Raw genomic sequence first — 25,368 nt, 5'->3', positions numbered from 1 at the left:
CGGGAGCCGGGTCAGACGGCGAGCTCGACGGTGATGTTGCCGGCGGTGGCCTTGGAGTACGGGCAGACCTGGTGGGCCTTCTCGATGAGCTCCCTGGCCTTGGCCTCGTCGACGTTCGGGATCGCGGCGGAGATCTTCACGATCAGGCCGAAGCCGTCGTCGTTCTTGCCGATGCCGACCTCCGCGGTGACGGTGGCGCCGGAGACGTCGGCGTTCTCGTTGCGGGCGACGACGCCGAGGGCGCCCTGGAAGCAGGCGCTGTACCCGGCGGCGAACAGCTGCTCCGGGTTGGTTCCGGCGCCGTTGCCGCCGAGCTCCTTCGGCGGGTTCACCACGACGTCGAGCCGGCCGTCGTCCGTGGCGACGCGGCCGTCACGGCCGTTCTCCGCGGTGGCGACGGCGGTGTAGAGGACATCGGACTGCTGGATGGACATGCGGTTCGATCCTTCTGGTCATCGCCGCGACTCGCGCCCACGATCGCGACGGCTTGGGAGGAGCCTAACCGGTGAAGGAAACGATCATCTTTCCGGTGTTCTCGCCGCGCAGCATTCCGAGGAAGGCGCCGGTGGCGTTCTCGATGCCCTCGACGACCGTCTCGTCGGCCACGAGCCGGCCGGAGCGCAGCCACCCGGCGACGTCCTCGACGAACTGCGGCTGGAGTCCGGCGTGGTCCCCGACGAGCACGCCCTGGAGGCGCAGGCGCTTGCCGATGGCGAGGGCGAGGTTGCGCGGGCCGGGGGCCGGCTCGGTGTCGTTGTACTGGGCGATCGCCCCGCACAGCGTGGCGCGGCCGTGGACGTTCAGCGAGGAGATCGCGGCTTCGAGGTGGTCGCCGCCGACGTTGTCGAAATAGACGTCGATGCCCTCCGGGGCGGCTTCCCTGAGCGCCTGCGCGACGGGGCCGTTCTTGTAGTTGAAGGCGGCGTCGAAGCCGTACTTGTCCTTGAGGAGCTCCACCTTGGAGTCGGAGCCGGCGGAGCCGATGACGCGGGCGGCGCCCTTGATCCTGGCGAACTGGCCGACGAGGCTGCCGACGGCTCCGGCCGCGCCGGAGACGAAGACGGAGTCGCCCTCCTTGAAGGAGGCCACCTCGAAGAGGCCCGCGTACGCGGTGAGGCCCGGCATGCCGAGGACGCCGAGGTAGGCGGAGAGCGGGGCGAGGGAGGCGTCGACCTTGGTGGCGTGCGCGGCGTCCACGTCGGCGTACTCGCGCCAGCCCAGGCCGTGCAGGACGTGGTCGCCGGGCTCGAAGCCCTCGGCGGCGGAGGCGACGACCTCGCCGACGGCCCCGCCGTCCATCGGGTGGTCGAGGCGGAAGGGCGGCACGTACGACTTCACGTCGTTCATCCGGCCGCGCATGTACGGGTCCACGGACATGTGGAGGTTGCGTACCAGGATCCGGCCGGGGGCGGGGGCGGCGACGGGGGCCTCGCGCAGCGCGAAGTCCTCGGCGACGGGCCAGCCCTGGGGGCGGCGGATCAGGTGCCACTCGCGGCTGACGGCGGGGATCTGGGACATGGGGGCGCACCTCCGGACGGGAAATACTTCAGGACGTGAAACAACCATGCGCCTCGATATTTCATGTTGTCAAGTAAATGGGTAGGCTGGTGCCATGCCCAGTCGTCGTGTGGATCCCCTGACCGTCGAGGTCGTCGAGCTCATCGGCACCGTCGTGGCCCGCTACCACGAGGAGTACGAGCAGGCCGCCACCAGCCACCAGCTGACCGGCGCGCAGGCGCGCGTCCTGCACCTGCTGTCCGTCGAGCCGACGCCGATGCGCCGGATCGCGCAGAAGCTCAAGTGCGAGCCGTCCAACATCACCGGCATCGTCGACCGGCTGGAGTCGCGCGGCCTGGTCGAGCGCCGCCCCGACCCGGCCGACCGGCGGGTCAAGCTGGCCGCGGCGACCGAGGAGGGCCTGCGGACCGCGGACCGGCTGCGCGACTCGCTCGGCTTCGCGCGCGAGCCGCTGGCCGGGCTGTCGGAGGAGGAGCGGACGGCCCTGCGGGACCTGCTCCGGCGCATGCTGGGCTGAGCCCGGGGCGCCGCGGCCTCAAGCCCGCACCCCGGGCGCCCGTCAGGAGCAGAAGAACCACAGCACGCAGGTCTTCGGCGGCTTCGTCGGCGACGGGCTCGGGCTCGGCGCCCCCGTCGGCGGCTGCGCGCTGCCGGAGGCGCTGGGCGACGGCTGCCCCGATCCACCCGGCTTTACGGAGGGCCCCTTGCCGGATCCGCCGGGCGCTCCGGACGCCCCCGAGGCGGAGGCGGACGCCCCGGCTCCCGGCTGCGCGGAGCCCGGCGCGCTGCCCGCGGGCCGACCCGGCTGCGAAGCCCCGGCCGAGGCCTTCGCTCCCCCGGCGGCCTTGGCCGGCTTCGGCGTGGCGGGAGCGGCGGGCCCGCCGGAGCTGCTCGGCAGCGGCGCCGGCTCACCGGGGCCGTCCTCGTCGCTCAGCACCACGTTGGCGGCGCGGTCCGCGCTCTTCCCGTCGGCGATCATGCGGGCCACCGCCACCGATCCGCCGACCGCGAGCGACAGCCCGAGCCCGACGCTCAGCAGCACGCGCCGGCGCCGGCGGTTCTCGGCCCGGCGGCGCGCACCGGCGCGGCGCTCGTGCGGCCCGGCCAGCTCCACGAGGGAGTCGGCGAACGGATCTTCCGCCTCCGGCCCGCCGGCGCCCGGCCGGGCGGCCCCGTACGGCCCGGCCGCAGCCGGATGCGGCGCGGCGGCCCCGTACGGGGGTGCGGGGGCGGCGGGGGCCGCGGGGGGCAGGTACTCGGCCGGGGTTCCGCACCCGGCGCACGCCAGTGCGCCGTTGAGGTGCCTCCGGCAGGCGTGGCAGTAGTCCATGGCGCCTCGACGCTACGTGGTCGCCTGCAACAACTGCATCGCGAGTTCGTGGAGGTCCTGTGTGGAATCGTTGACTCCATGACAATTCCTCCTGCGGCAGGCCGTCCCGGCGCGGGCGGCGGGCCCTTCGGGCCGGCCGCCTTCCCACTCGTGCTGCTGCGCCGCATGGCGGACTTCCGGCCCGAGCTGGCCGAGGAGGCGCGGCGGCGGCTCGGCGCCACGGCCGCCGACCAGCGGGAGGCCAACCGGCGCTGGCAGGCGATGGTCCGCTCGCCCCGCGCCCGCGGCGCCCTCGCCCGCTACCGGTCCGTGCTCGGGCCGCCGGAGTCGGCCGCCCCGCGCACCATCGGCGACCTGCGGTGCGAGGCCCTGCAGTGGGCGCTGCCGCTCTGGCCGGACCTGCGCTTCGAGGTGCTGGCCGCCCCGGACGGGGCGGTGTGGAACGAGTGGCTCGTGCGCGCGCCGGGCGCCGCGGGCCCCGTACTGCTGACGCCGCGGGACCTGCGGCCGTGGTCGGCGACGGTGGACGAGGTGGCGCGCGCCTTCGCCCCCGTCCGGCCCATGGAGGGCAGCGCCCCGACCCGCTGGCGGCTGGCGTTCACGGCCGCGGGGCGCAGCTGCGTCGCGGAGTTCACGTACGGCCTGCTCCAGCGGGTCCTCGCGGACGGGGCCGAACTCGACACGTGAGCCGGCGGCCGACCCTCCCGGCCTGCCCTGCGCGACCGGACTCCCGTACGCCGGCCGCCCTGGCGGGGCCGCCCGGCAGAGCGTTGCGGCGCAGGCAGCCGACCGGCGCGCCGGCGGCGCGGGGACGGCGGCGCCGGCCGGGGTCGGGCGGGAGGAGGGCGGCACAGGGCGCCGCGACCGCCAACGCGCTCCGGCGGAGCGTCAGCATCCGATCCCCTTTACCTCGTTACGCGCCAGTAGCGCGTATGGTGCGCGCATCGCCGTGCCTGTCGGTACGGAAATCCACCCCCGTGCAGCACCCGGCGGCCCGTCGGCCGCTCCCCGGCCGGAGCACTTCAACGGGCGACATGCACCTTTCACCCGAGAAGATATGAAATGCAACCGGCATCCGCCGGGCTTCTTGCGTCAGCGCTCTCGGGAGGACCTGCCGTGACCGTCAGTCTTGAGCAGTTGCGCCGCTGCCACGTCGCCGTCGACCTCGGGGCGGCCCGGACCCGCGTCTACGTCAAGGGCGCCGGCCTCGTCGTCGACGAGCCCAGCGCCGCCGCCGTCAACACCCGCACCGGCGCGCTCATCGCGGTCGGCACGTTCGCCGAGCGGATGACCGGCCGCACCCCGGACTACATCCGCGTCGTCCGCCCCGTCTCCGGCGGCACCGTCGTCGACATCGAGATGGCCCAGCGGATGCTGCGCCACCTCCTCGGCGAGAAGCTCCGCCGCGCGCTGCGCCGCAAGCCGCGGCTGCGCGCCGCCGCTTGCACCCCGCACGACGCCGACCCGCTCGCCCAGCGGGCCGCGGTGGAGACGATGGTCGGGCTCGGCGCCCGGCGCGTCGAACTCGTCGACACCCTGATCGCGGCGGCCGTCGGCTGCGGCCTGCCCGTGGAGCAGCCGACCGCGACAATGATCATGGTGTGCGGGGCCGCGGCCACACAGGTCGCCGTCCTCTCCCTCGGCTCGATCGTCACCGCGCAGCGGATCCCCGTCGGCGGCGAGGCCATCGACCACGCCGTGGTCCAGCACCTGCGCCACGCCCACGAGCTGATGCTGCCCAGCCAGGCCGTCCGCCCGCTCCAGCTGGCCCTGCACGGCAACGGCCTCACCCCCGACGGCCCCGCCTCCACCCTGATCCACGGCCGGGACGTCGCCACCGGACTGGCCCGCTCCGTCCACGTCGACACCGCCGCCGTGCGCGACGCCATCCACACCCCGCTGACCGCCGTGCTCGACGGCATCGGCAAGGTCCTCCGCGACTGCCCGCCCGACCTGGTCGCCGACCTGACCGACCGCGGGATCATGATGGTGGGCGGCAGCGCGCTGCTCCCCGGCCTGGACCAGATGCTGCGCGACGCCACCGGCATGCCCGTGGCCATCGCGGAACGCCCGGACGTGTGCGCCGTGCTGGGCCTGGGCGCCATGCTGGAGGGCAAGGTCGCACCGATGGTCCTCAACCCCCTGGCCGGCTGAGCCCCGCCGCCCCCGGAAGGGCCGCCGCCACCGGGCGCTGCGGCCCATCCGGCGTTGCCGTCCGCAAGCGGGCGGGCGCGGTCTACCCGGCCCCGGGCCGGGTGGCGGCGCGGAGGGCCAGGCGGGTGCTGGACTGGGCCACGCCCGCCTCCCGCTTCAGCCTGCGCAGCAGGGCGTCGAGGGCCGCCGGGTCGGCCGCGCGGGCCCGTACGAGGTAGTCGTGGTCCCCCGTCACGTGCACCACCTCCGTGATCCCGGGCAGTCCGGCGACGCGCTGCTCGAACTCCTCGTTCGTGGTGTCCTGCCGCAGCGTGAGGTCGATGAAGACCACCAGCCCGCCGCGTGTGTCGGCGGCCGGGTCGACGATGACGGTGAAGCCGCGGATCACGCCGTCGCGCCGCATGCGCCGCACCCGGTCCGCCGCCGCGTTGGCGCTGAGGCCGACGCGGACGCCGAGGTCCCGGTACGAGATCCGCGCATCCTGCTGCAGGATGCCGAGGATTTCCCTGTCGAGGCGGTCCATACCGCGATTCTCGCAGCGCAGGCCGATATCCGCTGCCGCGGCCGGTCCTGCCCGCCGCACGCTTCCCCGCATGACGGAACTACTGAGTCCCGCGCTGGCGGGCACGGCCGCGGGCCTGGGCGTGGCGATGCCGATGGGGGCGATGAGCGTCCTGCTGCTCCAGGAGGCGGTGCGCGACCGCCGGACAGCCGTCGCCGCGGCGTCCGGCGTCGCCGCGGTCGACCTCGGGTACGCGGCACTGGCCACCGCGCTGGGCCCGTGGGTCGCCTCCCACGTGGCGCCGGTCGAGGCGTGGATCCGGCTGGCCGCGGCGGCCGTGCTGCTGGCCATCGCCGCGCACGGCCTGGCCGGGGCGGCGCGCGTCCGGGAGCCGGCACCGGCCCCGGGCGGCCCCGGAGCAGCATCCGAGGAGGCCCCCGGGGCAGGGCGCAGCCGGGGGGCGGTCTTCGGCCGGTACGCCGCCCTCACTGCCGTGAACCCCACCACTGCCCTGTACTTCGCCGCCCTGACGACGGCCCAGGGGGCCGCGCTGGGCAGCGGTGCCGCCGCGACCGCCTTCCTCGCCGGGGTAGCCGCGGCCTCCCTGCTGTGGCAGCAGGCGCTGGTCGTGCTCGGCTCCCTCGCCGGGCGGCGGATCTCCGCGACCACCCGGATATGGACGTTCCGCCTCGGCTACGGCCTGGTCGCCGCGTACGCCCTGAAGATCGCCTTCCCCTTGCCCTGGTAGGCCGCGGGACGACCGCGCAGGGCAGGCGGACGCGCGGTGCCGCCGGCGCCGCCGTCCGCAGCCCGCAGCCCGCCCCGCAGCGGGCGGGCCCGGAGCGACCCGGCCGAAGCCCCGGCCGCCCCGCGGCCCCCGGCAACCGCCCGAGAGCGGCTCGAACCGGCCGCCCCCGCCGCCCCGACCGGCCCTAGGGTGGCAACGTGACCACGACCCGCCTCTCGGCCCGCGCGGCCCTCGCCTCCGTGACCGACCCCGGCAGCTTCGCCGAACTCCCCGCCCCGGCGCGGACGTCCGCGCCGGACGGGCCGCTGGGCTGGACCGGCTACGACGCCTCCCGCGCCCGCGCCGCCGACCGCACCGGCGAGGAGGAGTCCGTGGTGGTCGGGACCGCCTCGATCGGCGGAAGCCGGACCGTCCTGATCGCCTTCGAGTTCGGCTTCCTCGGCGGCTCCCTCGGCGAACGCACCGGGGACCGGCTCGAAGCCGCGTACGAGCACGCCCGCGCGCACCGCCTGCCGCTGGTGTCCCTGATCGCCACCGGCGGCTCCCGGATGCAGGAGGGCATGCTCGCACTGGCGCAGCTCCAGCGCGTGGCCCGCCAGTCGGTCCTCACCCGGGCCGCGGGCCTCCCGCAGATCGCCGTGCTCCGCGATCCCACCACCGGCGGCGGCTGGGCCACCCTCGGCGCCGGAGCGGACGTCGTCCTCGCGCTGCCGGGCGCCCAGGTCGGCTTCGCCGGCTCGCGGGTGCGGCCCCACGGCGCCGACCCGGCGGCCTACACCGCCGAGGCGCAGTACGCCGCCGGCCACGTCGACGCGGTCGTGCCGCCCGCCGAGCTCCCCGGCGTCCTCGCCGACTGGCTGAGGCTCCTCGCCGCGCCCCGCTCCCCCGAGCCGGTCGAGCCCCCGGCGGCGCTGTCCGACGTACCGCCCCCGGCCGGCGGCTGGGACGCCGTACGGCAGGCCCGCCGCCCGGACCGGCCGCACGCCGCCGCCTATCTGGACGCGTACTTCCCGCTGCGGCTGGCGCTGTCCGGGGACCGGGCCGGGGGCCGCGACCCGGGCATGCTCTGCGGTGTCGGGCTGCACGCCGGGCGGGCCGTCGCGTACGCCGCCCAGTGCGGCACGGCGACCCGCCCGGCCGGATACCGCACCGCGGCCCGCGTGATCCGCCTCGCCGACCGGCTGGGCATCCCCGTCCTGACCCTGGTCGACACCCCGGGGGCGGCCAACGACGCCGCCGCCGAGCGGGAGGGCGCCGGCGCGGCCATCGCCGACACGTTCGCGGCGGTCGCGGAGGCCTCCGTCCCCGTCACCACGCTCCTGATCGGCGAGGGCGGCTCGGGCGGGGCGCTGGCGCTGGCCGCGCCGGGCAACACGTGGGTGACCCCGGACTCCTACTTCTCCGTGATCGCGCCCGAGCTGGCGGCGGCCATCCTCAAGCGCCCGGCGGCGGAGGCCCCCGCCACGGCGGACCAGCTGCGCATCCGCCCGCAGGACCTCGTCGCGCTCGGCGTGGCCCGAGGCGTCGTCGCCCCGCAGCCGCGCACCTGACCTCTGCCCCGCGGCCGGCCCGCTCAGGCCCGCTCAGGCCCGCCCAGGCCCGCCCAGGCCCGCCCAGGCCCGCCCAGGCCCGCCGGGGCGGGGGTGCCCGTACCGGTCACACGGGACGCCAACCAGCTGCCCGCACCGCGCCGCCGGGCCGTGGCCGGTTTCACGCAGCCGCCCCAGCCGCCCCACCCCGATCCGCGGCCCCACCCCTAACGGGCCTTGCCGCTAACGCGCCATGCCGCAGGGACATTTGACCGAATCGGCGCGCGCTCGCCGCCTGCCTCCCGCTCATGATGAAAAGACTCGTAATGTCCAGGGAGGCGTAGTGATCGAACCTGGCACCAGCACGACGAGCACCGACAAGGCGGACGACGGCGCCCCCGCCGTCTCCACCGCTCCCGCCCCCGTTCCCGGCACGGCACCGCTCACCGTCGGCGTGGAGGAGGAGTTCCTCCTCGTCGACGCCCGCACCTTCCGGGTGGTCCCGGCCGCCCCCCGCGTCCTGGAGACCGCCGCGGGCCTGCCCCACGAAGTGCACCCCGAGGGCACGCGCTACCAGGTGGAGATCTCCACCCCGGTCTCCGAGTCCGCCCTCGAACTGCGCAGGGAGCTGGCCGCCCTGCGCCGCACCCTCTCCCGGGCCGCCCGCGCCCACGGCTGCCGACTGCTGGCCGCGCCCTCTCCGGTCATGGCCGTGGACATGCCGCTGCACCTGACGGACGACGAGCCGCGCCAGCGCGAGCAGCACCGCCGCTTCGGGTCGCTCACCGACACCCTGGTCAGCTGCGGCCGCCACATCCACATCGGCACCCTCGACGTGGACACCGCGGTCGCGGTGTCGAACCGGGTCCGGCCGTGGCTGCCGACGCTGATCGCGCTGGCCGCCAACTCGCCGTTCTGGGGCGGACGCGACACCGGTCACGCCAGCTGGCGGACGATGGCCTGGTCGGGCTGGCCCTCGGCGGGGCTGCCCCCGCACTTCACGTCCACCGCCCACTTCCGGAGCTCCGTGCAGACCCTGCTCGGCTCCGGGGCAGCCCTCGACACCAAGATGGTCTACTGGGACCTCCGCCCGTCCGGACACTGGCCGACGCTCGAAATCCGGGCGCCCGACATGTCCTCGGACATCGACACGGCCATCCTCCAGGCCGAACTCGTCCGCGCCCTCGTGGCGACCGCCCTGAGGGAGATCGCCGAGGAACGCCCCGAGCCCGCCCTCCGCGACGACGTCCTGCGCCTGGCGCGCTGGCGGGCCGCCCACGACGGCCTGGAGGGCTTCGGCCTCGACCCGTACACCGGGGCCGAAGTCCCGGCGGCCGACCTGGCGGAGGCCCTCCTCGAACTGGTCGCCCCGGAACTGGCCGCCGCGGACGAGCTCGACCACGCAGCCAAGACCCTGGGCGGCCTCCTCCGCGACGGCTCGGGCGCCCACCGACAGCGCACGGAGTACACGCGCCGCGGCAACCTGGCAGACGTCCTGCGCCACTTGGCAGACGAGACGGAAGACGTCTGACCATCCACCCTCACTCCACCCGCAGGTGACGGCCGCCCGGCCCTGCTCTCCGCTGTCACGCCAGACCGTCCAGGGCGGCTCCGCCCCGCCGGGCCCCGGAGCCGCCCCCACCGGTCCCCCGGCCCCCCGATCAGCCCTCCGGCCGGACGCGCAGCCCGTTCTTCCACAGCGTGCAGTCGGGCACCTGCTGGCCGCCCTTGAGCTCGTCCTCCTCCACGTCCTCGTGTCCGGTGAGCGTCCTGCCGCTCTGCTCGTCCTCGTACGCCTGCACCTTCGTGTCGCGCAGGCGGTCCCGGAGCTCGTCCCGCTCCAGGCCCTTCGGCCAGCAGGTCCGCGCGTTCAGCAGTGCCCCCTCGAAGGAGGCCCTGCCGGGGAGGGAGGCGTGCGCGAAGTTGGCACTGTGCAGCAGGGCGCCGTTCAGCCTGGCCCCCGTCAGGTCGGCGTCCTGGAGGTTGGCGCCGATGAGGTTGGCGCCGCTGAGGTCCGCTCCCCTGAAGTCAGCCCCCGTCAGATCCGTGTCCCGGAACCTGAATCCCTGCAGCCGGACCCCCGCGAAGTCCGCGTTGCGCAGCGACTTGCCGCTGAAGTTGATGCCCTCGATGTCGTGATCGGCGACTGTGAACCCCGGGATGCTCGCCGCACCTTCGACACTCGCCCGCCACGTCGCGCGCTCCTGAGACGCAGAGATGGCCTGTTCGAGGAAGAGGGCCGACAGTCCGACGGCGATGCCGGTGACCAGTCCGCCCCCGATGCCGGCCAGCACCTCGATCCGCGGCTCGGACTCGGGCTCCTTGACCGCCATCGCCCAGGCGCGGCCCGCGAGGGCTCCTCCGACCACGAGCAGCACCCCGATCAGGATCAACTGCAGCAGATGATTCCACACAGGGACCCTCCCTGCGCGAGCGAGAACCGGGCTACGGGCCAACGCCGGGCCGACCGCCCCTCAGTTCCTCTATACGCCGCACCGGAAATGATCGCAAACGCCTTCGAATCGGCGGTGACTGCGGCCGCGGCCGAGCCGGCGGCGGCGGCAGACCAGGCCGAGCCTGCCGCCGCCGCGCCGCTTCGCACGCTGATGCTGTGGGCGGTCAGGCATCCCGCCGTGCCCGGGACCTCGCCGAGAGTGCCCCGGCCAGGCTGAACACCCCGGCGCCTGCTGCCCACGCCATCCACGCGTGGGAGGAGTTGCCCGGGAGCATCGCACCGTTTGCGCCGGCACCGCCTCCGGCGGGCGACGCGTCCATGCCTCCGACCGTCTGGACCTTCAGCGCCAGGTTCTTCTCGTCGGCGCTGCCCCAGGCGTAGACGATGTTGTTCGTGCCTTCCTTGAGGTCCAGATCCGCGGGGCCGATGGCGACGGTGTCCGTACCGGCAAGGACCACGTCGGCGGAGACTGTGCCTGCGTCGACCTCGGTGGTGTCCTCCTTCGGGTTCACCAGCCCCTCGAACACCACCGTGCCGTTGGCACGGACGTCCACGGCCGGGGCTGCGGCAACATGCCGCACCGTCAGGCGCGACTTGCCCGCTGCAACGGCAGAGGTGTCGTTGACGAAGGCGTTGAGCTGAGGCGTGCCGTCGGCCGAAAGGTGGGCCACGACCGTGGCGTTGGCGCCGGCGGGTACCTCGACGTTCTTCTGGATCGCGGGGGCCGCCGTCTTGGGGTCGGCACCGGCCTTGAAGACCTTCAGGTCGTAAGAGCCCGCCGGCAGCTCTTGCGGGTCGGTGAGAGTGCCGGGCTTGAAGTCCGGCAGGAGTTCGTCGCCGTTCGCGTAGACGTCCACCGTCAGACCGGGAACCGCGTGAAAGACGGAGACCGTCGCCGTCTCCTCGGTCTCCGCCGCGCCGGCGGGCACGGCTGAACCAAGGCTCAGAGCCCCGGCCCCGAGACAGGCGGCGATCACGACGCTGGTACGGGATTTCCTCATCTTGCGCTCCCTCCACGCACAGGCCTGCCCTTTGCAGGCCCTGTTGGTAGGTCTCGGATGCGGCGTCTGCCGGGATGTGCGCTGCCGGCTTCGCGGAACCGCGCGGTCCGGCCGCATGCCTGCCGGGGTCCTCCGGTCGACGACGCCACGCCCTTGGGGCACGGCAGGCCGGACAGGGACCGAGGCCGACAGGGTCGGACTCCGGTGTCCTCGCCGACCTGCGCGGCTGTGAGGGTCTCGTCGTGCTCGCGGGGGGCCGGGGCCTGTCCCGGAGCGGGGAGGGCCGGTGCCCGTTCCCCGATGAAGAGGCCTGACCGGTCAGCCCGCCCGGCCCCTCGGGACTCCGCGTTCACCGACACACCCGCCAGGGTGCGACCGGCAGGCCGGTCGAGGCGAAGCCTGTGCTGTCAGGGTGTTCGCCGGTCACGCCGATGTCGTGCGGTCTCTTTTGACAAGCATGCGCACGCCCCTCGGTCACGGGGCGCGGGTACCGCAGTCCTCAGCCGCAGTCCCCAGGGGCGTACCGACCGGGCAGCCCCACCATGCAAGCGCACCACACCCGGCACCCTCCCGCCACTGCGCTCTGCCGACGTCGCATCAGCCCGCCTTGCAGTCGCGCTCCTGACCGCCGCTGCCGGGCCTTCCTGTCGTGGCGCGCCCCCGAGCCGCTCGTGTCGGACACGTACAGGAGTGCGGCCGGGGTGCTGCCCGCATCGGCGCCGCGGGCCCGGCAGGCTGCCGGTTCGGGAACCGCTCCCGCACGAGGCCCGGGAACGACGAGGTGCCCCGACCCGGGAGTCCGGGCGGGGCACCAAGATCACCGGTCAGAACGTTTCTGCTGACCAGCCTTGCGGTGGGGCGGGTGGGACTCGAACCCACGGCCGACGGATTATGAGTCCGCTGCTCTAACCGGCTGAGCTACCGCCCCTTCTCGGCGTGGCGCGTACATGTGTGCGCGCCGTCTGCCGCAGCATAGCCGCTCATACGATCTCCTGCTCCGGATGCCCCGCGTGATCGGCTTCACCTGACGTGGGAGACCGCTTCCCGGGCCGATCGGTTCCCTCCGCGGGGCAAAAAAGAAGAGGACCCCGACCGGGGCCCTCTTCCCTCTGCTCCCCCGGCTGGACTCGAACCAGCAACCCTCCGGTTAACAGCCGAATGCTCTGCCAATTGAGCTACAGGGGACCGCGCTCCCCCGACTGGACTCGAACCAGTAACCTGCCGGTTAACAGCCGGCTGCTCTGCCAATTGAGCTACAGGGGATTGCTGCGTTGCGCCGAACGGCCCACCTCCGGCCAAGCCGGGGGGCGGGCGCCCGTTGCGAGACATAGATTAGCGCAAGCAGGGGGGTGCTCCGCCAATCGGTATCGAGCGCCGGCCGGGCACACACGACGAGAGGTGGCAGGCATGCGGTACAAGGTCGCGTTCGCGGTCGGACTGGGCCTCGGGTACGTCCTCGGCTCCCGGGCCGGACGCGAGCGCTACGAACAGCTGAAGAAGTCCGCGCGCGAGGTCGCGCAGAACCCGGCCGTGCGGAACGCGGCCGAGACCGCCGGCCAGGCCGGCCGGCAGTACGCGGGCAAGGCCGCCACGGTGCTCGGCGACAAGGTCGGCGGCGTCCTCCCGGCCCCGCTGGCCGAGCGGGTGCGCGCCCTGCGCGGCCGCGGCGGGGGCTACGACGACGAGTGGGGCACCAGCAACACCTGAGACTCCGGCTCCCTGCGGGATCCGCTGCCTCCCGGGGCGGCGGATCCCGCACTGCCGTGCGGCAGAATTCTCCGCATGGGGATAGTCGCCGGGCTGGACAGCTCTTCCGCCTTCACTCGCATCGTCGTCTGCGACACCGACACGGGTGCCGTACTGCGCCAGGGCTACGCGCCCCATCCCCAGCCCGCGGGTGATCCGGAGGGCTTCCACCCCCACGAGGCCGATCCACAGGCCTGGCTGCTGTCCCTCGGCGAGGCGGCCGGCGGAGGGCTCCTCGAAGGGGTCCAGGCCATCGGCGTCTCCGCCCAGCAGCACGGGCTGCTGCCGCTGGACGCGCAGGGCGCGCTCGTCCGCCCGGCCCTCGTCGGCAACGACAAGCGCGGCCAGGTCGCCGCGGCGGACCTGACCGAGGCACTGGGCGGCCGGCACGCCTGGGCGGAGGCCGTCGGCAGCGTCCCGCACTCGGCGCAGCCCGTTGCGAAGCTCGCCTGGCTGGCCCGCACCGAGCCGGACGCGGCGCGGCGCACGGCGGTGCTGATGTCACCGCACGACTGGCTCGTCTGGCAGCTGCTGGGCCGTCCCGCCCGGCGCACGACCGACCGGGGCGGCGCCTCCGGCACCGGCTACTGGTCGGCCCGGACCGGCTCCTACCGCCCCGACCTGGTCGAGCTCGCCCTCGGGCACATGGCGCTGCTGCCGGAGGTCCTCGCGCCGGCGGAGGCTGCCGGGATGACCCCTGAGGGGCTGCTGATCTCCGCCGGCACCGGCGAAACCATGGCCGCGGCACTCGGACTCGGCCTGGGCCCCGGCGACGCGGTGGTCTCCCTGGGCGCGTCGGGTTCGGTGATGGCCGTCCACCACGAGGCGCTGACCGAGCCGAACGGGCTGATCACCTCTCTCGCCGACGCCGGCGGGATGCACCTGCCGGTCGTGAACACGTCCAATGCGGTGCGGGCCCTGCGGGGCACCGCCGAGCTGCTCGGCACCGATCTCGACGGGCTGTCCGACCTGGCGCTGCAGTCGACGCCCGGCGCGCACGGACTGGTCCTCCTGCCGTACCTGGAGGGCGAGCGCACCCCGAACCTGCCGCACACGGCAGGCACCCTGTCCGGTCTGCGGCGCGACTCCATGAAGCCGGAGCACCTGGCGCGGGCCGCGTTCGAGGGCATGCTGTGCGGGCTGGCGGACGCCATCGACGTGCTGCGGATGCGCGGCGCCGACATCCGGCGGGTGTTCCTGCTGGGCGCCGCGGCCGGGCTGCCGGCCGTGCAGGCGGCCGCGCCCGGGCTGTTCGGGACGCAGATCGTCGTACCGGCGCCCGCCGACTACGCGGCGCTGGGCGCGGCGCGGCAGGCGGCGTGGGCGCTGGGGGTGCAGCAGGGGACGCTGGCCCCGCACACGCCCCCGGTGTGGCCGGGTCCGGCGGCGCAGGTCTTCGAGCCGGGCGAGGACTACCCGGCCTGGCAGGCGGTGCGCCAGCAGTACATCGCGACGCGCGAGCAGACGCACCCGGGCGCGTTCCAGGCGTAGGGCGCAGGAGTGCGGGCAGCGGGCCGCGGGGCGGTCTGCTCCTTTTGACCGTCCTTTGCGAAAACGGGTGGGTCCGGGCGCGGGGTTGGCCGAAGATGGGGTGACCCCCCTCGACCCCCGACCGGAGCCTGCGCGTGCTCATACGACTTCTGCGGACCCACCTGGGTCCGTACCGGAAACCGATCGCCCTGCTGGTGCTGCTGCAACTGCTGCAGACCAGCGCGAGCCTCTACCTGCCCACCCTCAACGCCGACATCATCGACAAGGGCGTCGTGACCGGCGACACCGGCTACATCCTGCGCTTCGGTGCGCTGATGCTGGCCGTCTCGCTCGTCCAGCTGGGCTGCAACATCGGCGCCGTGTACTACGGCGCCCGCACCTCCGCGGCGCTGGGCCGCGACGTCCGCGCCGCCGTCTTCGACCGGGTGCAGAGCTTCTCCGCGCGCGAGCTGGGCCAGTTCGGCGCGCCGTCACTGATCACCCGTACGACGAACGACGTGCAGCAGATCCAGATGCTGGTGCTGATGACCTTCACGCTGATGGTCTCGGCGCCGATCATGTGCATCGGCGGCATCGCGATGGCCCTGTCGCTGGACGTGGCGCTGTCGGGCGTGCTGCTGGCCGTGGTGCCGGTCCTGGGCCTGTCCGTCGGCGCGATCGTGTGGCGGACGCGCCCGCTGTTCCGCCAGATGCAGGAGCGGCTGGACGCGGTGAACCGGGTGCTGCGCGAGCAGATCACCGGCAACCGGGTGATCCGCGCGTTCGTCCGCGACGGCTACGAGAAGGAACGCTTCCGCGGGGCGAACACCTCGCTGACCGACGTGTCGCTGGCCTCGGGGCGGCTCCTGGCGCTGATGTTCCCCACCGTCCTCGTGGTCGTGAACATCTCCAGCGTCGCCGTCATCTGGTTCGGCGCGATGCGCATCGACAGCGGCGGCTTGGAGATCGGCCAGCTGACGGCGTTCCTCGCCTACCTGATGCAGATCGTCATGGCCGTCATGATGGCCACGTTCATGTTCATGATGGTGCCGCGCGCCGAGGTGTGCGCGGAGCGCGTGCAGGAGGTGCTGGACACCGAGTCCAGCGTCGCCCCGCCCGCAAACCCGGTGCGCGAGCTGTCCCGGCACGGTGTGCTGGAACTGCGCGGCGCCGACTTCCGCTACCCGGGCGCGGAGGCGCCCGTGCTGCGCGGGGTGGACCTGGTGGCCCGCCCCGGGGAGACGACGGCGGTCATCGGCTCGACCGGCAGCGGCAAGTCGACGCTGCTGGGGCTGGTGCCGCGGCTGTTCGACGCGACCGGCGGCGAGGTCCTCGTCGACGGCGAGGACGTGCGCCGCCTCGACCCGAAGCTGCTGGCCCGCACGGTGGGCCTGGTGCCCCAGAAGCCGTACCTGTTCTCCGGAACGGTGGCCTCGAACCTGCGCTACGGGCGCCCGGACGCCACCGACGAGGAGCTGTGGCATGCCCTGGAGGTGGCGCAGGCGCGGGAGTTCGTCGCCGCGCTCGAAGGCGGCCTGGATGCACCGGTCACCCAGGGCGGGACGAACGTCTCCGGTGGCCAGCGCCAGCGCCTGGCCATCGCCCGCACGCTGGTGCAGCGCCCGGAGATCTACCTGTTCGACGACTCCTTCTCGGCCCTGGACTACGCGACGGACGCGGCGCTGCGCGCGGCGCTGGGCCGGGAGACCGGGGACGCGACGGTGGTCATCGTCGCGCAGCGGGTCGCGACGATCCGCGACGCCGACCGGATCATCGTGCTCGACGAGGGGCAGGTCGTCGGCGAGGGCCGCCACCACGAGCTGATGGCGGGGAACGAGACCTACCGGGAGATCGTGCTCTCCCAGCTGACGGAGGCGGAGGCCGCATGAGCGGGCCCGGAGGACGGATGATGACGGGGCCCGGGCAGCGGTCCCTGGACTTCAAGGGCTCGGGGAAGCGGCTGCTGCGGCAGATCGCCTACGACCGGGTGAAGCTGTGGGGGATGGTCGCCGCCGTGTTCGGCAGCGTCGTCTGCACGGTGATCGGCCCGAAGATCCTCGGGCACGCGACGGACCTCGTCTTCGGGGGGATCGTCGGCCGGGAGATGCCGGCGGGCCTCACCAAGGAGCAGGCGCTCGACGCGATGCGCGCCCGCGGCGAGGACGGCACCGCCGACATGCTGTCGGGGACGGACTTCACGCCGGGCGAGGGCATCGACTTCGGCGCGGTCGGCGTCGTCGCGGTGTGGGCGCTGGTGGTGTTCGTGCTGGCCGGGCTGCTGATGCTGGTCGCGACGCGGCTGTCGAACCACATCATGAACGGCACCGTGTACCGGATGCGGGAGGAGCTGCAGGACAAGCTGTCGCGGCTGCCGCTGTCGTACTTCGACCGGCAGAAGCGGGGCGAGGTCCTCAGCCGGGCGACGAACGACATCGACAACATCGGGCAGACGCTCCAGCAGACGATGGGGCAGCTGCTGAACTCGCTGCTGACGATCGTCGGCGTGCTCGCGATGATGGTCTGGATCTCGCCGCTGCTGGCGCTGGTCGCGCTGGTGACGATCCCGGTGTCGGTGGTCGTGGCGGCGAGGATCGGCAAGAAGTCGCAGCCGCAGTTCGTGGCCCAGTGGAAGTCGACCGGCTCGCTGAACGCGCACGTCGAGGAGATGTACTCGGGGCACGCGCTGGTGAAGGTCTTCGGCCGGCAGGAGGAGTCCGCGGCGGTCTTCGCCGAGCAGAACGAGGCGCTGTTCCGGGCCTCGTTCAAGGCGCAGCTGGTCAGCGGCATCATGCAGCCGGTGATGTTCTTCATCTCGAACATCAACTACGTGCTGGTGGCGGTGGTCGGCGGTCTGCGGGTGGCCTCGGGCAGCCTGTCGATCGGCGACGTGCAGGCGTTCATCCAGTACTCGCGGCAGTTCTCGATGCCGCTGACGCAGGTCGCGTCGATGGCGAACCTGGTGCAGTCGGGTGTCGCGTCGGCGGAGCGCGTGTACGAGGTGCTGGACGCGGAGGAGCAGGAGCCGGACGTGGCGGTTCCGGAGCGTCCGCAGGAGGTCCGCGGCCGGGTCGTCCTGGAGAAGGTGTCCTTCCGGTACGAGCCGGACAGGCCGCTGATCGAGGACCTGTCGCTGGCGGTGGAGCCGGGCCAGACGGTCGCGATCGTCGGCCCCACCGGCGCCGGCAAGACGACGCTGGTGAACCTGCTGATGCGGTTCTACGAGGTCACCGGCGGCCGGATCGCCCTGGACGGAGCGGACATCGCGAAGATGGCCCGCGAGGACCTGCGCGGGGCCATCGGCATGGTGCTCCAGGACACCTGGCTGTTCGGCGGGACGATCGCGGAGAACATCGCGTACGGCGCCTCCCGGGAGGTCACGCGCGCCGAGATCGAGGAGGCCGCGCGGGCCGCACACGCCGACCGGTTCGTGCGCACCCTGCCGGACGGCTACGACACGGTGCTGGACGACGAGGGCTCGGGCGTCAGCGCCGGCGAGAAGCAGCTGATCACGATCGCGCGGGCGTTCCTGTCGGACCCGGTGATCCTGGTCCTCGACGAGGCGACGAGCTCGGTCGACACCCGTACGGAGGTGCTGATCCAGAAGGCGATGGCGCGGCTGGCGCACGGCCGCACCTCGTTCGTCATCGCGCACCGGCTCTCCACGATCCGGGACGCTGACGTGATCCTGGTGATGGAGAACGGCTCGATCGTCGAGCAGGGCGCGCACGAGGACCTGCTCGCGGCGGACGGCGCCTACGCGCGGCTGTACGCAGCGCAGTTCGCCCAGGCGGTGGCCGAAGTCGACTAGCGGCGGACGGCCGTTGAGGGGGCGGGGGGTGCACGCGGCTGCGTGCACCCCGCCGCCGTCAGTCGAGGTAGCCGCGCAGCTGGTCGGCGAAGGCGTGGTCGCGGAGCTTGCAGAGGGTCTTGGACTCGATCTGCCGGATGCGCTCGCGGGTCACGCCGAAGATGCGCCCTATCTCCTCCAGGGTGCGCGGCCGCCCGTCGGCGAGGCCGTACCGCAGCTGGACGACCTTGCGTTCGCGTTCGCCGAGGGTCGACAGGACGGCTTCCAGGTGCTCGCGCAGCAGGAAGAACGCGGCGGACTCCATCGGCGAGGCGGCGTCGCCGTCCTCGATGAGGTCGCCGAGGGCGACGTCATCCTCCTCGCCGACCGGGGAGTGCAGGGACACGGGCTCCTGGGCGAGCCGCAGCACCTCCACGACCCGCTCGGGCGTCAGCTCCAGGTGGACGGCGACCTCTTCGGCGGTGGGCTCGTATCCGCGCTCCTGGAGCATGCGCCGCTGCACGCGGACGACGCGGTTGATCAGCTCCACGACGTGGACGGGCACGCGGATGGTGCGCGCCTGGTCGGCGAGGGCGCGCGACATGGCCTGCCGGATCCACCACGTGGCGTAGGTGGAGAACTTGTAGCCGCGGGTGTAGTCGAACTTCTCAACGGCCCGGATCAGGCCGAGGTTCCCCTCCTGGACGAGGTCGAGCATGGTGAGGCCGCGGCCGACGTAGCGCTTGGCGACGGAGACGACGAGCCTCAGGTTCGACTCGATGAGGCGGCGCTTGGCCATGCGCCCCATGACGACGAGCTTGTCCAGGTCGAGGGCGAGCCTCAGGTCGAGGCCGGGGTCGCCGGCGAGCTTCTCCTCGGCGAACAGGCCGGCTTCGACACGCCGGGCGAGCTCGACCTCCTCGGCGGCGGTGAGCAGCGGGATCCTGCCGATCTCGCGGAGGTACTGGCGGAACAGGTCCGCGGAGGGCCCGGTCGCGGCGCTCTCGGCGCGCCGCTGGTCCGGGACGTGCTCGAGGGGTTCCGGCGCCTCGGGCTCTTCGCCGGCGTCCTCGAACCCGGTGCCGGGCCCGGCTGCCGGCTCCTTGTCGGGCTCCTCGGCCGCGGGGGCCCCGGTCTCTCCGGCGGGCGGGCTCGCGTTGACGGTCGGGATCCGGGTCTGCACGGGGGCGACCTCCAGGGCTCCGAGGACGGTGGCACCGCACCTCAGTGTGGAGTACGGCACACGGCCGCCACGAGGGGCGTGCGGGCACTTTCTGAGTCCGGTGCGTGACCGGATGGTTACCCGCTGCGGGGAACGCCGATGCGGATCGGACTGATGTCCGACGGATCGCCCGTCGGCCCCGGCACCTCCCGGGCCCCGCGGCTGCCCGCGGCGCCGGTGTCAGCCGAGCGGCTCGACGCGGACCGCGCACACCTTGAACTCGGGCATCCGGGAGGTCGGGTCGAGCGCCGGATTGGTCAGCGTGTTGGCGCGCCCCTCCCCCGGCCAGTGGAACGGCATGAAGACCGTGTCGGCGCGGATGGAGTCCGTGATGCGGGCGGGGGCGACGGCCCTGCCCCGGCGGGAGGTGACGGCGAGCGGGGTGCCCTCGACGGCTCCCAGGCGGGCCGCGAGCCGCGGGTGCAGCTCCACGAACGGGCCGGGGGCTGCGGCGTTCAGCTCGTCGACGCGGCGGGTCTGCGCCCCGGACTGGTACTGGGCGACGACACGGCCGGTGGTCAGCAGGATCGGGTAGTCGGCGTCGGGGAGTTCGGCCGCGTCCCGGTGGGAGACGGGGGCGAAGCGGGCGCGCCCGTCCTCGGTGGCGAACCGGTCGAGGAACAGCCGTGGCTGCCCGGCGGAGCCCTGCGGGCAGGGCCAGAAGACGCCCTGTTCGGCCTCGATGCGGGCGTAGGTGATGCCGGAGTAGTCGGCGGGCCCGCCGGCGGAGGCCCGCCGCAGCTCCTCGAAGACCTCCTCGGCGGCCGTGGGGAAGCCCTTCTCGACGCCGAGGCGGGCGGCGAGGCCGTGCAGCACCTCCAGGTCGCTGCGCACGCCCGGCGGCGCGGTCAGGGCGCGGCGGCGCAGCAGGACGCGGCCTTCGAGGTTGGTGGTGGTGCCGGTCTCCTCGGCCCACTGGGTGACGGGCAGGACGACGTCGGCGAGGGCGGCCGTCTCGGAGAGGACGACGTCCGCGACGGCGAGGAAGTCCAGGGAGCGGATGCGGTCCTCGACGTGGGCGGCGCGGGGCGCGGAGACGACCGGGTTGGAGCCCATGAGGAGCAGGGCCCGGACGTCGGTGCCGAGCGCGTCGAGGAGTTCGTAGGCGCTGCGGCCCGGACCGGGCAGGGAGTCCGGGTCGACGCCCCACACGGACGCGACGTGGGCGCGGGCCGCCGGGTCGGTCAGCTTGCGGTAGCCGGGGAGCTGGTCGGCCTTCTGGCCGTGCTCGCGGCCGCCCTGGCCGTTGCCCTGGCCGGTGAGGCAGCCGTAGCCGGAGTGGGGGCGGCCGGCCCGGCCGGTGGCCAGGCACAGGTTGATCCAGGCGCCGACGGTGTCGGTCCCCTTCGACTGCTGCTCGGGGCCGCGGGCGGTGAGGACCATCGCCGAGGACGGGGCGCAGAACAGGGACACCGCCTCGCGGAGCTTCGGCACGGGGACGCCGGTGATCCGCTCCACCAGCTCCGGCCAGTGCGCCATGGCCGCGGCCCGCGCCTCCTCCCAGCCGGTGGTGCGCTCCGCGATGAACGCGTCGTCGGTGCGGCCTTCGGCGACGACCAGGTGCAGCAGGCCGAGCGCGAGGGCGAGGTCGGTGCCGGGGCGGGGGGCCAGGTGCAGGTCGGCCTGTTCGGCGGTGCGGGTGCGGCGCGGGTCGACGACGATCAGGGTGCCGCCGTTGGCCTTGAGCTCGGTGAAGTAGCGCAGGGCCGGCGGCATGGTCTCGGCCGGGTTGGAGCCGACGAGGATCACGCAGCCGGTGCGCGGGATGTCCTCCAGCGGGAACGGCAGCCCCCGGTCCAGCCCGAAGGCCCGCTGGTGGGCGGCCGCGGCCGAGGACATGCAGAACCGGCCGTTGTAGTCGATCTGCGAGGTGCGCAGGGCAATGCGGGCGAACTTGCCGAGCGCGTACGCCTTCTCGTTGGTGAGCCCGCCCCCGCCGAACACGCCGACGGCGTCGGGCCCGTGTGCGTCCCGGGTCCGGGCGAGGCCGGCGGCGACGGCGTCGAGGGCCTCCTCCCAGGTGGCCGGCTCCAGCTGCCCGGCGCGGGAGCGGACGAGCGGCTCGGTCAGGCGGACCCGGGAGGAGAGCACGGCGGGCGCGGTGCGGCCCTTGCCGCACAGGGCGCCCCGGTTGACGGGGAACTCCGCCCGTTCCTCCACCGCCGCCCCCGCCCCGTCCGGCGCGGGGCGCAGGTTCATCCCGCACTGGAGGGCGCAGTAGGGGCAGTGCGTGGCGGTGGCGGCGTCGGGCGTGTGCATACGGCCAGCCTGCGCCGTCGGTGTTACACGGGCCGCCGCCTCCGGTTACACCTCCCGTACGGGCGCCTCAGCGCCCCGCCCGCCCCCCGGTGAGGCGATGCCCCCGGCCCCGCCGGTGACGACCACGGCCTTGCCGCCGAGATCCACCACAGCCACGCTCTCCCCCTGCCCTCCCCGGCGGCCGGCCGCTCCGGCGACGTGCGCTCCCGCCGGGTCGGCCGGGCCCGGAGCGCCGCGTCAGTGGCGCAGAGCCCCCAGGGCCTGCGACACCCCGTGCTCCCTCGGGCCCAGGAAGCGCGGCGCCGGCTGCAACGCCGCGTCCAGGGCTGCCTTGCCCGCCGCGAACACCTCGCGCGCGCCGCCGTAGTACCAGGTGAGGTCGTGCTCGTCGGGCACGCCGACCCCGTACGACTCGACACCCGCCGCCTCGCACAGGGCGACGGCCCTGCGTATGTGGAAGCCCTGGCTGATCAGCACGGCCCGCTCCACCCCGAATATCCTCCGGGCCCGTACGCACGAGTCCCACGTGTCGAACCCGGCGTAGTCGCTGACGATCCGCTCCTCCGGCACCCCGTGCGCCGTCAGGTACGTGCGCATCGCGCTCGGCTCGTCGTACTCGGTGCGGCTGTTGTCCCCGGTGACGAGGACAACCCTGACCTTCCCGGTCCGGTACAGCTCGGCCGCCGCATCGAGCCGGCGGGCCAGGTACGGGGTGGGCCGGCCGTTCCACAGCCCCGCCCCGAACACGACCGCGACGTCGGCCGAAGGGCTGTCCGCCGTGCCGTGCAGCCGGTCCGCGGCCACCGCGTGCGTCCACGCCGAGGGCAGGAGCGCCAGGACGCAGCCCGCCATCACCGCCTGCACGGCCCGCCGCCGCCCCCGCACCCCGCGCGGCAGCCCCGCCCGCAGGCGCGCGGCAGCACCTGCCGCCCGCGCCGCCGCCCACCTGCCGATCCGACGCGCGACCCTTCCCATGCCCCTGCCCCAGCCCTTCGTCCTGCCCGTTCCACTGCCCTCGGCCGTTTCCATGGCCCTGCCCCTCCCGATGCCCGCACCCACATCCCTGCCCCTTCCCATCCCGCCCCGCCCCGCCCTGCCCTGCCCTGCGCTGTCCCGGCCTGCCCCGGCCTGCCCCGGCCTGCCCCGGCCTGCCCCGGCCCTGCCGCCCTGGTGGAGCCGCGGACCGCGCGCCGTTCGCACGGATTGACGAACCGGCCCGGCGCCCGAGTTCCACCCACCCCCTCTTTCACTCGTACGAATGACCGAGTGAGTTCCCTTGAAAGCCCCCGTCACGACGGCGCAACGCCGGCGCAACCTGCACCCCCCAGGATCGGAGGCACGACGGACCCGGCGGACCGGTGCATTCCCTCCGGGTCCCCTCACGCCCGCTCCCCCGCCCCCCGCCGCGGGCCCGGCCCCACGGAGCCACGCATGCAGCCCACCCTCGTCGCCGTCGCCCACGGCAGCCGCGACCCGCGCGCCCTCCCCGCCGTGCAGGCCCTCCTCGCCCGCGTCCGCGAACTGCGCCCCGGCCTCGACGTCCGCCTCGGCCACGTCGAGCTGAACCGGCCCCTCCTCCCCGACACGCTGCGCCACACCGCCGGCCCGGCCGTCCTCGTGCCCCTGCTCCTCAGCCGCGGCCACCACGTCAAACGCGATCTCCCGGAGGCGGCCGCCGGCCATGCCGACGCCCGCGTGGCCGCCCCGCTCGGCCCGCACCCGCTGCTCGTCGAGGCCCTGTACGACCGCCTCCACGAGGCCGGCTGGCATCCGGCCCGCCACACCGCGGCCGTCCTCGCCGCCGCCGGATCCCGCGACCCGGACGCCGCGGCCGACACGCGCCGCACCGCCGCCCTGCTCTCCGAGCGCCTCGGCGGCGTCCCCGTCCTCCCGGCCTACGCCTCCGCCGCCCCGCCCGCGGTCGCCGACGCGGTCCGTGCGCTCACCGCCCGCGGCCACCGCCGGATCGCCGTGGCCTCGTACTTCACCGCGCCCGGCCGGTTCGCCGCGCAGAGCGCCGCCGCCGCGACCGGCCCCGCCGCAGCCCCGCTCGGCGACCACCCCGCCCTGGCCCGCCTGGTACTCCGGCGCTACGACGAGGCGCTCGCCCTGCCGCGGCCGCGGACCGCGCCGGCGCCGCTCCTGGTGCCGGCCTCCGCATGAGGGACTCGGGTGCGGATTGCTCCGATTGTCGGTGTCTCCGGTTAACGTCTCAGCATGGAAGGCATGGCAGGCACCGCACCCGTCCGTCCGCGCGGCTCCGGCGAGCCGCAGAACACCCCCGGCCCGCAGGATCCACCCGCCCGCAGCGAACCGGCCCCGCCCTACGTCCCGGCCGACACCGAGCGCTGGGTCCCGGAGCCCGACAAGCGCCCCGGCCGGACCGCCTTCCAGCGCGACCGGGCCCGCGTCCTGCACTCCGCCGCACTGCGCCGCCTCGCCGGGAAGACCCAGGTCGTCACCCCGGGCAGCCGCTCGTACGACTGGGACGCCAGCCCCCGCACCCGCCTGACGCACTCGCTGGAGTGCGCCCAGGTGGGCCGCGAGCTCGGCGCGGCGCTCGGCTGCGACCCGGACCTCGTCGAGGCGGCCTGCCTCTCCCACGACATGGGCCACCCGCCGTTCGGGCACAACGGCGAGGAGGCCCTCAACGAGTTCGCCGCGGACTGCGGCGGCTTCGAGGGCAACGCCCAGTCGCTGCGCCTGCTGACCCGGCTGGAGCCCAAGCGGTTCACCGCCGACCGGGAGACCGGCGCCCCCGTCAGCGTCGGGCTCAACCTCACCCGGGCCAGCCTTGACGCGGCGACCAAGTACCCGTGGCCGCGCGGCGGCCACCCCGCCGATCCCGGCTCGGTGAAGTTCGGGGCGTACGAGGACGACCTGCCTGTCTTCGAGTGGCTGCGGCGCGGCGCCCCCGCCGACCGCAAGTGCTTCGAGGCACAGGTCATGGACTGGTCCGACGACGTCGCCTACTCCGTCCACGACTTCGAGGACGGCCTGCACGCCGGGCACGTCGACCCCAACCTCCTCTTCGCCGAACCCGAGCGCTCGGCGATCGCCCGGGTCGCCATCGGCCGGTACGTGCCCGCCGACACGGACCCGCAGGAGCTGCTGGAGTCGCTGGACCGGCTGATGGAACAGGAGTGGTGGCCGCACGGCTACGACGGCTCGGCTGTCGCCCAGGCCCGCCTGAAGGACGCCACGAGCCAGCTGATCGGCCGGTTCTGCCTGGCCGCCGAGGGCGCGACAAGGAAGGCGTACGGCTCCGGCCGGCTGACCCGGTACGCGGCCGAGCTGGTCGTCCCCCGCGAGGCCCGCACCGAGTGCGCGGTCCTCAAATCGGTCGCCGACCTGTACGTGATGCAGCGCGCCGAGCAGGAGCGGCTGCGGGCCGAGCAGCGCATCGTCCTGGCCGAACTCGCCGAGGCCCTGCTGGCCCGTGCGCCCGACGGGCTGGATCCGCAGTTCCGGGCGATCTTCGACACCGCCGCGGACGACCGGGGGCGCAAACGCGCGGTCATCGACCAGATCGCCTCCCTGACCGACGCATCCGCGCGCTCCCTGCACGCCAGGCTCACCCGGCGCACGCGCCGCACTGCGGGGTGATCCGATCGGGCCACTCCCCCTTCACGCGGCCCGCTCGGTGC

Annotated in this window: 21 protein-coding genes and 3 tRNA genes; 12 read left to right on the top strand and 12 right to left on the bottom strand. The window is 74.3% G+C overall.

Features of this window, described 5'->3' with window-relative positions; all coding sequences use genetic code 11:
• Positions 1-11 precede the first annotated feature (11 nt).
• Both MUK52_RS21630 and MUK52_RS21625 read right to left on the bottom strand, forming a co-directional pair.
• Complete coding sequence (locus MUK52_RS21630) at positions 12-434, bottom strand: organic hydroperoxide resistance protein (protein WP_284579258.1); 423 nt, start codon at positions 432-434, stop codon at positions 12-14.
• A gap of 64 nt (positions 435-498) precedes the next feature.
• A complete protein-coding gene (locus tag MUK52_RS21625; RefSeq protein WP_114057452.1) occupies positions 499-1,518 on the bottom strand; it encodes an NADP-dependent oxidoreductase in 1,020 nt (339 codons plus the stop codon).
• A gap of 94 nt (positions 1,519-1,612) precedes the next feature.
• On the opposite strand from MUK52_RS21625, the gene MUK52_RS21620 reads away from it, so the two are divergent.
• Positions 1,613-2,035 (top strand): MarR family winged helix-turn-helix transcriptional regulator, encoded by a 423-nt coding sequence (locus MUK52_RS21620; protein WP_114057453.1) that lies wholly within the window; start codon positions 1,613-1,615, stop codon positions 2,033-2,035.
• A gap of 42 nt (positions 2,036-2,077) precedes the next feature.
• Here the strand turns inward: MUK52_RS21620 and MUK52_RS21615 are convergent, their stop codons facing one another.
• Positions 2,078-2,848: an SCO2400 family protein gene (locus MUK52_RS21615; protein ID WP_284579254.1), complete on the bottom strand. Its 771-nt coding sequence runs from the start codon at positions 2,846-2,848 to the stop codon at positions 2,078-2,080.
• A gap of 78 nt (positions 2,849-2,926) precedes the next feature.
• Here MUK52_RS21615 and MUK52_RS21610 point away from each other — a divergent pair, with 78 nt between their 5' ends.
• Together MUK52_RS21610 and MUK52_RS21605 are read left to right on the top strand one after the other, a co-directional pair.
• The gene (locus MUK52_RS21610; RefSeq protein ID WP_284579252.1) at positions 2,927-3,535 is read left to right on the top strand and encodes a hypothetical protein; all 609 of its coding nucleotides are present in this window, start codon (positions 2,927-2,929) and stop codon (positions 3,533-3,535) included.
• Positions 3,536-3,964: 429 nt separating this feature from the next.
• Positions 3,965-5,002, top strand: coding sequence for a rod shape-determining protein (locus MUK52_RS21605; RefSeq protein WP_114057456.1), 1,038 nt, complete (start codon positions 3,965-3,967; stop codon positions 5,000-5,002).
• A gap of 82 nt (positions 5,003-5,084) precedes the next feature.
• Here MUK52_RS21605 and MUK52_RS21600 read toward each other — a convergent pair whose 3' ends face one another.
• The gene (locus MUK52_RS21600) at positions 5,085-5,525 is read right to left on the bottom strand and encodes an Lrp/AsnC family transcriptional regulator (RefSeq protein ID WP_114057457.1); all 441 of its coding nucleotides are present in this window, start codon (positions 5,523-5,525) and stop codon (positions 5,085-5,087) included.
• A 70-nt stretch (positions 5,526-5,595) separates the two neighbouring features.
• On the opposite strand from MUK52_RS21600, the gene MUK52_RS21595 reads away from it, so the two are divergent.
• The 3 genes from MUK52_RS21595 to MUK52_RS21585 all read left to right on the top strand — a co-directional run bounded on the left by MUK52_RS21595 (position 5,596) and on the right by MUK52_RS21585 (position 9,312).
• Complete coding sequence (locus tag MUK52_RS21595) at positions 5,596-6,252, top strand: LysE family transporter (protein ID WP_284579249.1); 657 nt, start codon at positions 5,596-5,598, stop codon at positions 6,250-6,252.
• 197 nt (positions 6,253-6,449) lie between these two features.
• A complete protein-coding gene (locus MUK52_RS21590; RefSeq protein WP_114057459.1) occupies positions 6,450-7,802 on the top strand; it encodes a carboxyl transferase domain-containing protein in 1,353 nt (450 codons plus the stop codon).
• A 322-nt stretch (positions 7,803-8,124) separates the two neighbouring features.
• The gene (locus MUK52_RS21585) at positions 8,125-9,312 is read left to right on the top strand and encodes a carboxylate-amine ligase (RefSeq protein WP_162793293.1); all 1,188 of its coding nucleotides are present in this window, start codon (positions 8,125-8,127) and stop codon (positions 9,310-9,312) included.
• A gap of 130 nt (positions 9,313-9,442) precedes the next feature.
• Here the strand turns inward: MUK52_RS21585 and MUK52_RS21580 are convergent, their stop codons facing one another.
• From MUK52_RS21580 to MUK52_RS21560, 5 genes are all read right to left on the bottom strand, one after another.
• The gene (locus MUK52_RS21580; RefSeq protein WP_114057461.1) at positions 9,443-10,195 is read right to left on the bottom strand and encodes a pentapeptide repeat-containing protein; all 753 of its coding nucleotides are present in this window, start codon (positions 10,193-10,195) and stop codon (positions 9,443-9,445) included.
• A 205-nt stretch (positions 10,196-10,400) separates the two neighbouring features.
• Positions 10,401-11,237, bottom strand: a complete 837-nt coding sequence (locus MUK52_RS21575) for a DUF4397 domain-containing protein (RefSeq protein WP_114057462.1) — start codon at positions 11,235-11,237, stop codon at positions 10,401-10,403.
• Between the two features lie 854 nt (positions 11,238-12,091).
• A tRNA-Ile gene (locus tag MUK52_RS21570) sits at positions 12,092-12,165 on the bottom strand.
• Positions 12,166-12,349: 184 nt separating this feature from the next.
• Positions 12,350-12,422: transfer RNA gene (locus tag MUK52_RS21565), tRNA-Asn, on the bottom strand.
• 5 nt (positions 12,423-12,427) lie between these two features.
• Positions 12,428-12,500 (bottom strand) — tRNA-Asn (locus MUK52_RS21560).
• A gap of 144 nt (positions 12,501-12,644) precedes the next feature.
• On the opposite strand from MUK52_RS21560, the gene MUK52_RS21555 reads away from it, so the two are divergent.
• The 4 genes from MUK52_RS21555 (at position 12,645) to MUK52_RS21540 (ending at position 18,261) form a co-directional block, all read left to right on the top strand.
• Positions 12,645-12,944: a YtxH domain-containing protein gene (locus tag MUK52_RS21555; RefSeq protein WP_114057463.1), complete on the top strand. Its 300-nt coding sequence runs from the start codon at positions 12,645-12,647 to the stop codon at positions 12,942-12,944.
• Positions 12,945-13,019: 75 nt separating this feature from the next.
• Positions 13,020-14,474, top strand: coding sequence for an FGGY family carbohydrate kinase (locus tag MUK52_RS21550; protein ID WP_114057464.1), 1,455 nt, complete (start codon positions 13,020-13,022; stop codon positions 14,472-14,474).
• A gap of 134 nt (positions 14,475-14,608) precedes the next feature.
• Positions 14,609-16,342: an ABC transporter ATP-binding protein gene (locus MUK52_RS21545; protein ID WP_114057465.1), complete on the top strand. Its 1,734-nt coding sequence runs from the start codon at positions 14,609-14,611 to the stop codon at positions 16,340-16,342.
• Positions 16,339-18,261, top strand: coding sequence for an ABC transporter ATP-binding protein (locus MUK52_RS21540; protein ID WP_114057466.1), 1,923 nt, complete (start codon positions 16,339-16,341; stop codon positions 18,259-18,261). The genes MUK52_RS21545 and MUK52_RS21540 overlap by 4 nt, the downstream gene beginning before the upstream one ends.
• A 58-nt stretch (positions 18,262-18,319) precedes the next feature.
• Here MUK52_RS21540 and MUK52_RS21535 read toward each other — a convergent pair whose 3' ends face one another.
• From MUK52_RS21535 to MUK52_RS21525, 3 genes are all read right to left on the bottom strand, one after another.
• Positions 18,320-19,483 carry an RNA polymerase sigma factor gene (locus tag MUK52_RS21535; protein ID WP_246042682.1) on the bottom strand — a complete coding sequence of 388 codons (1,164 nt, stop codon included), beginning with the start codon at positions 19,481-19,483 and terminating at the stop codon, positions 18,320-18,322.
• Between the two features lie 159 nt (positions 19,484-19,642).
• Positions 19,643-21,721 (bottom strand): molybdopterin oxidoreductase family protein, encoded by a 2,079-nt coding sequence (locus tag MUK52_RS21530; protein WP_114057467.1) that lies wholly within the window; start codon positions 21,719-21,721, stop codon positions 19,643-19,645.
• 237 nt (positions 21,722-21,958) lie between these two features.
• A complete protein-coding gene (locus MUK52_RS21525) occupies positions 21,959-22,696 on the bottom strand; it encodes a SanA/YdcF family protein (protein WP_114058897.1) in 738 nt (245 codons plus the stop codon).
• A 456-nt stretch (positions 22,697-23,152) separates the two neighbouring features.
• Between MUK52_RS21525 and MUK52_RS21520 the strand changes: the two genes are divergently transcribed.
• Positions 23,153-23,884, top strand: coding sequence for a sirohydrochlorin chelatase (locus MUK52_RS21520; RefSeq protein ID WP_114057468.1), 732 nt, complete (start codon positions 23,153-23,155; stop codon positions 23,882-23,884).
• Between the two features lie 54 nt (positions 23,885-23,938).
• Positions 23,939-25,327: a deoxyguanosinetriphosphate triphosphohydrolase gene (locus tag MUK52_RS21515; RefSeq protein ID WP_114057469.1), complete on the top strand. Its 1,389-nt coding sequence runs from the start codon at positions 23,939-23,941 to the stop codon at positions 25,325-25,327.
• Positions 25,328-25,368 lie beyond the last annotated feature (41 nt).

It is taken from the genome of Streptomyces sp. 2P-4, from assembly GCF_030167965.1.
Taxonomy (GTDB): Bacteria; Actinomycetota; Actinomycetes; order Streptomycetales; family Streptomycetaceae; genus Streptomyces; species Streptomyces globosus_A.
This window is presented reverse-complemented; position numbering and strand designations above follow the sequence as displayed.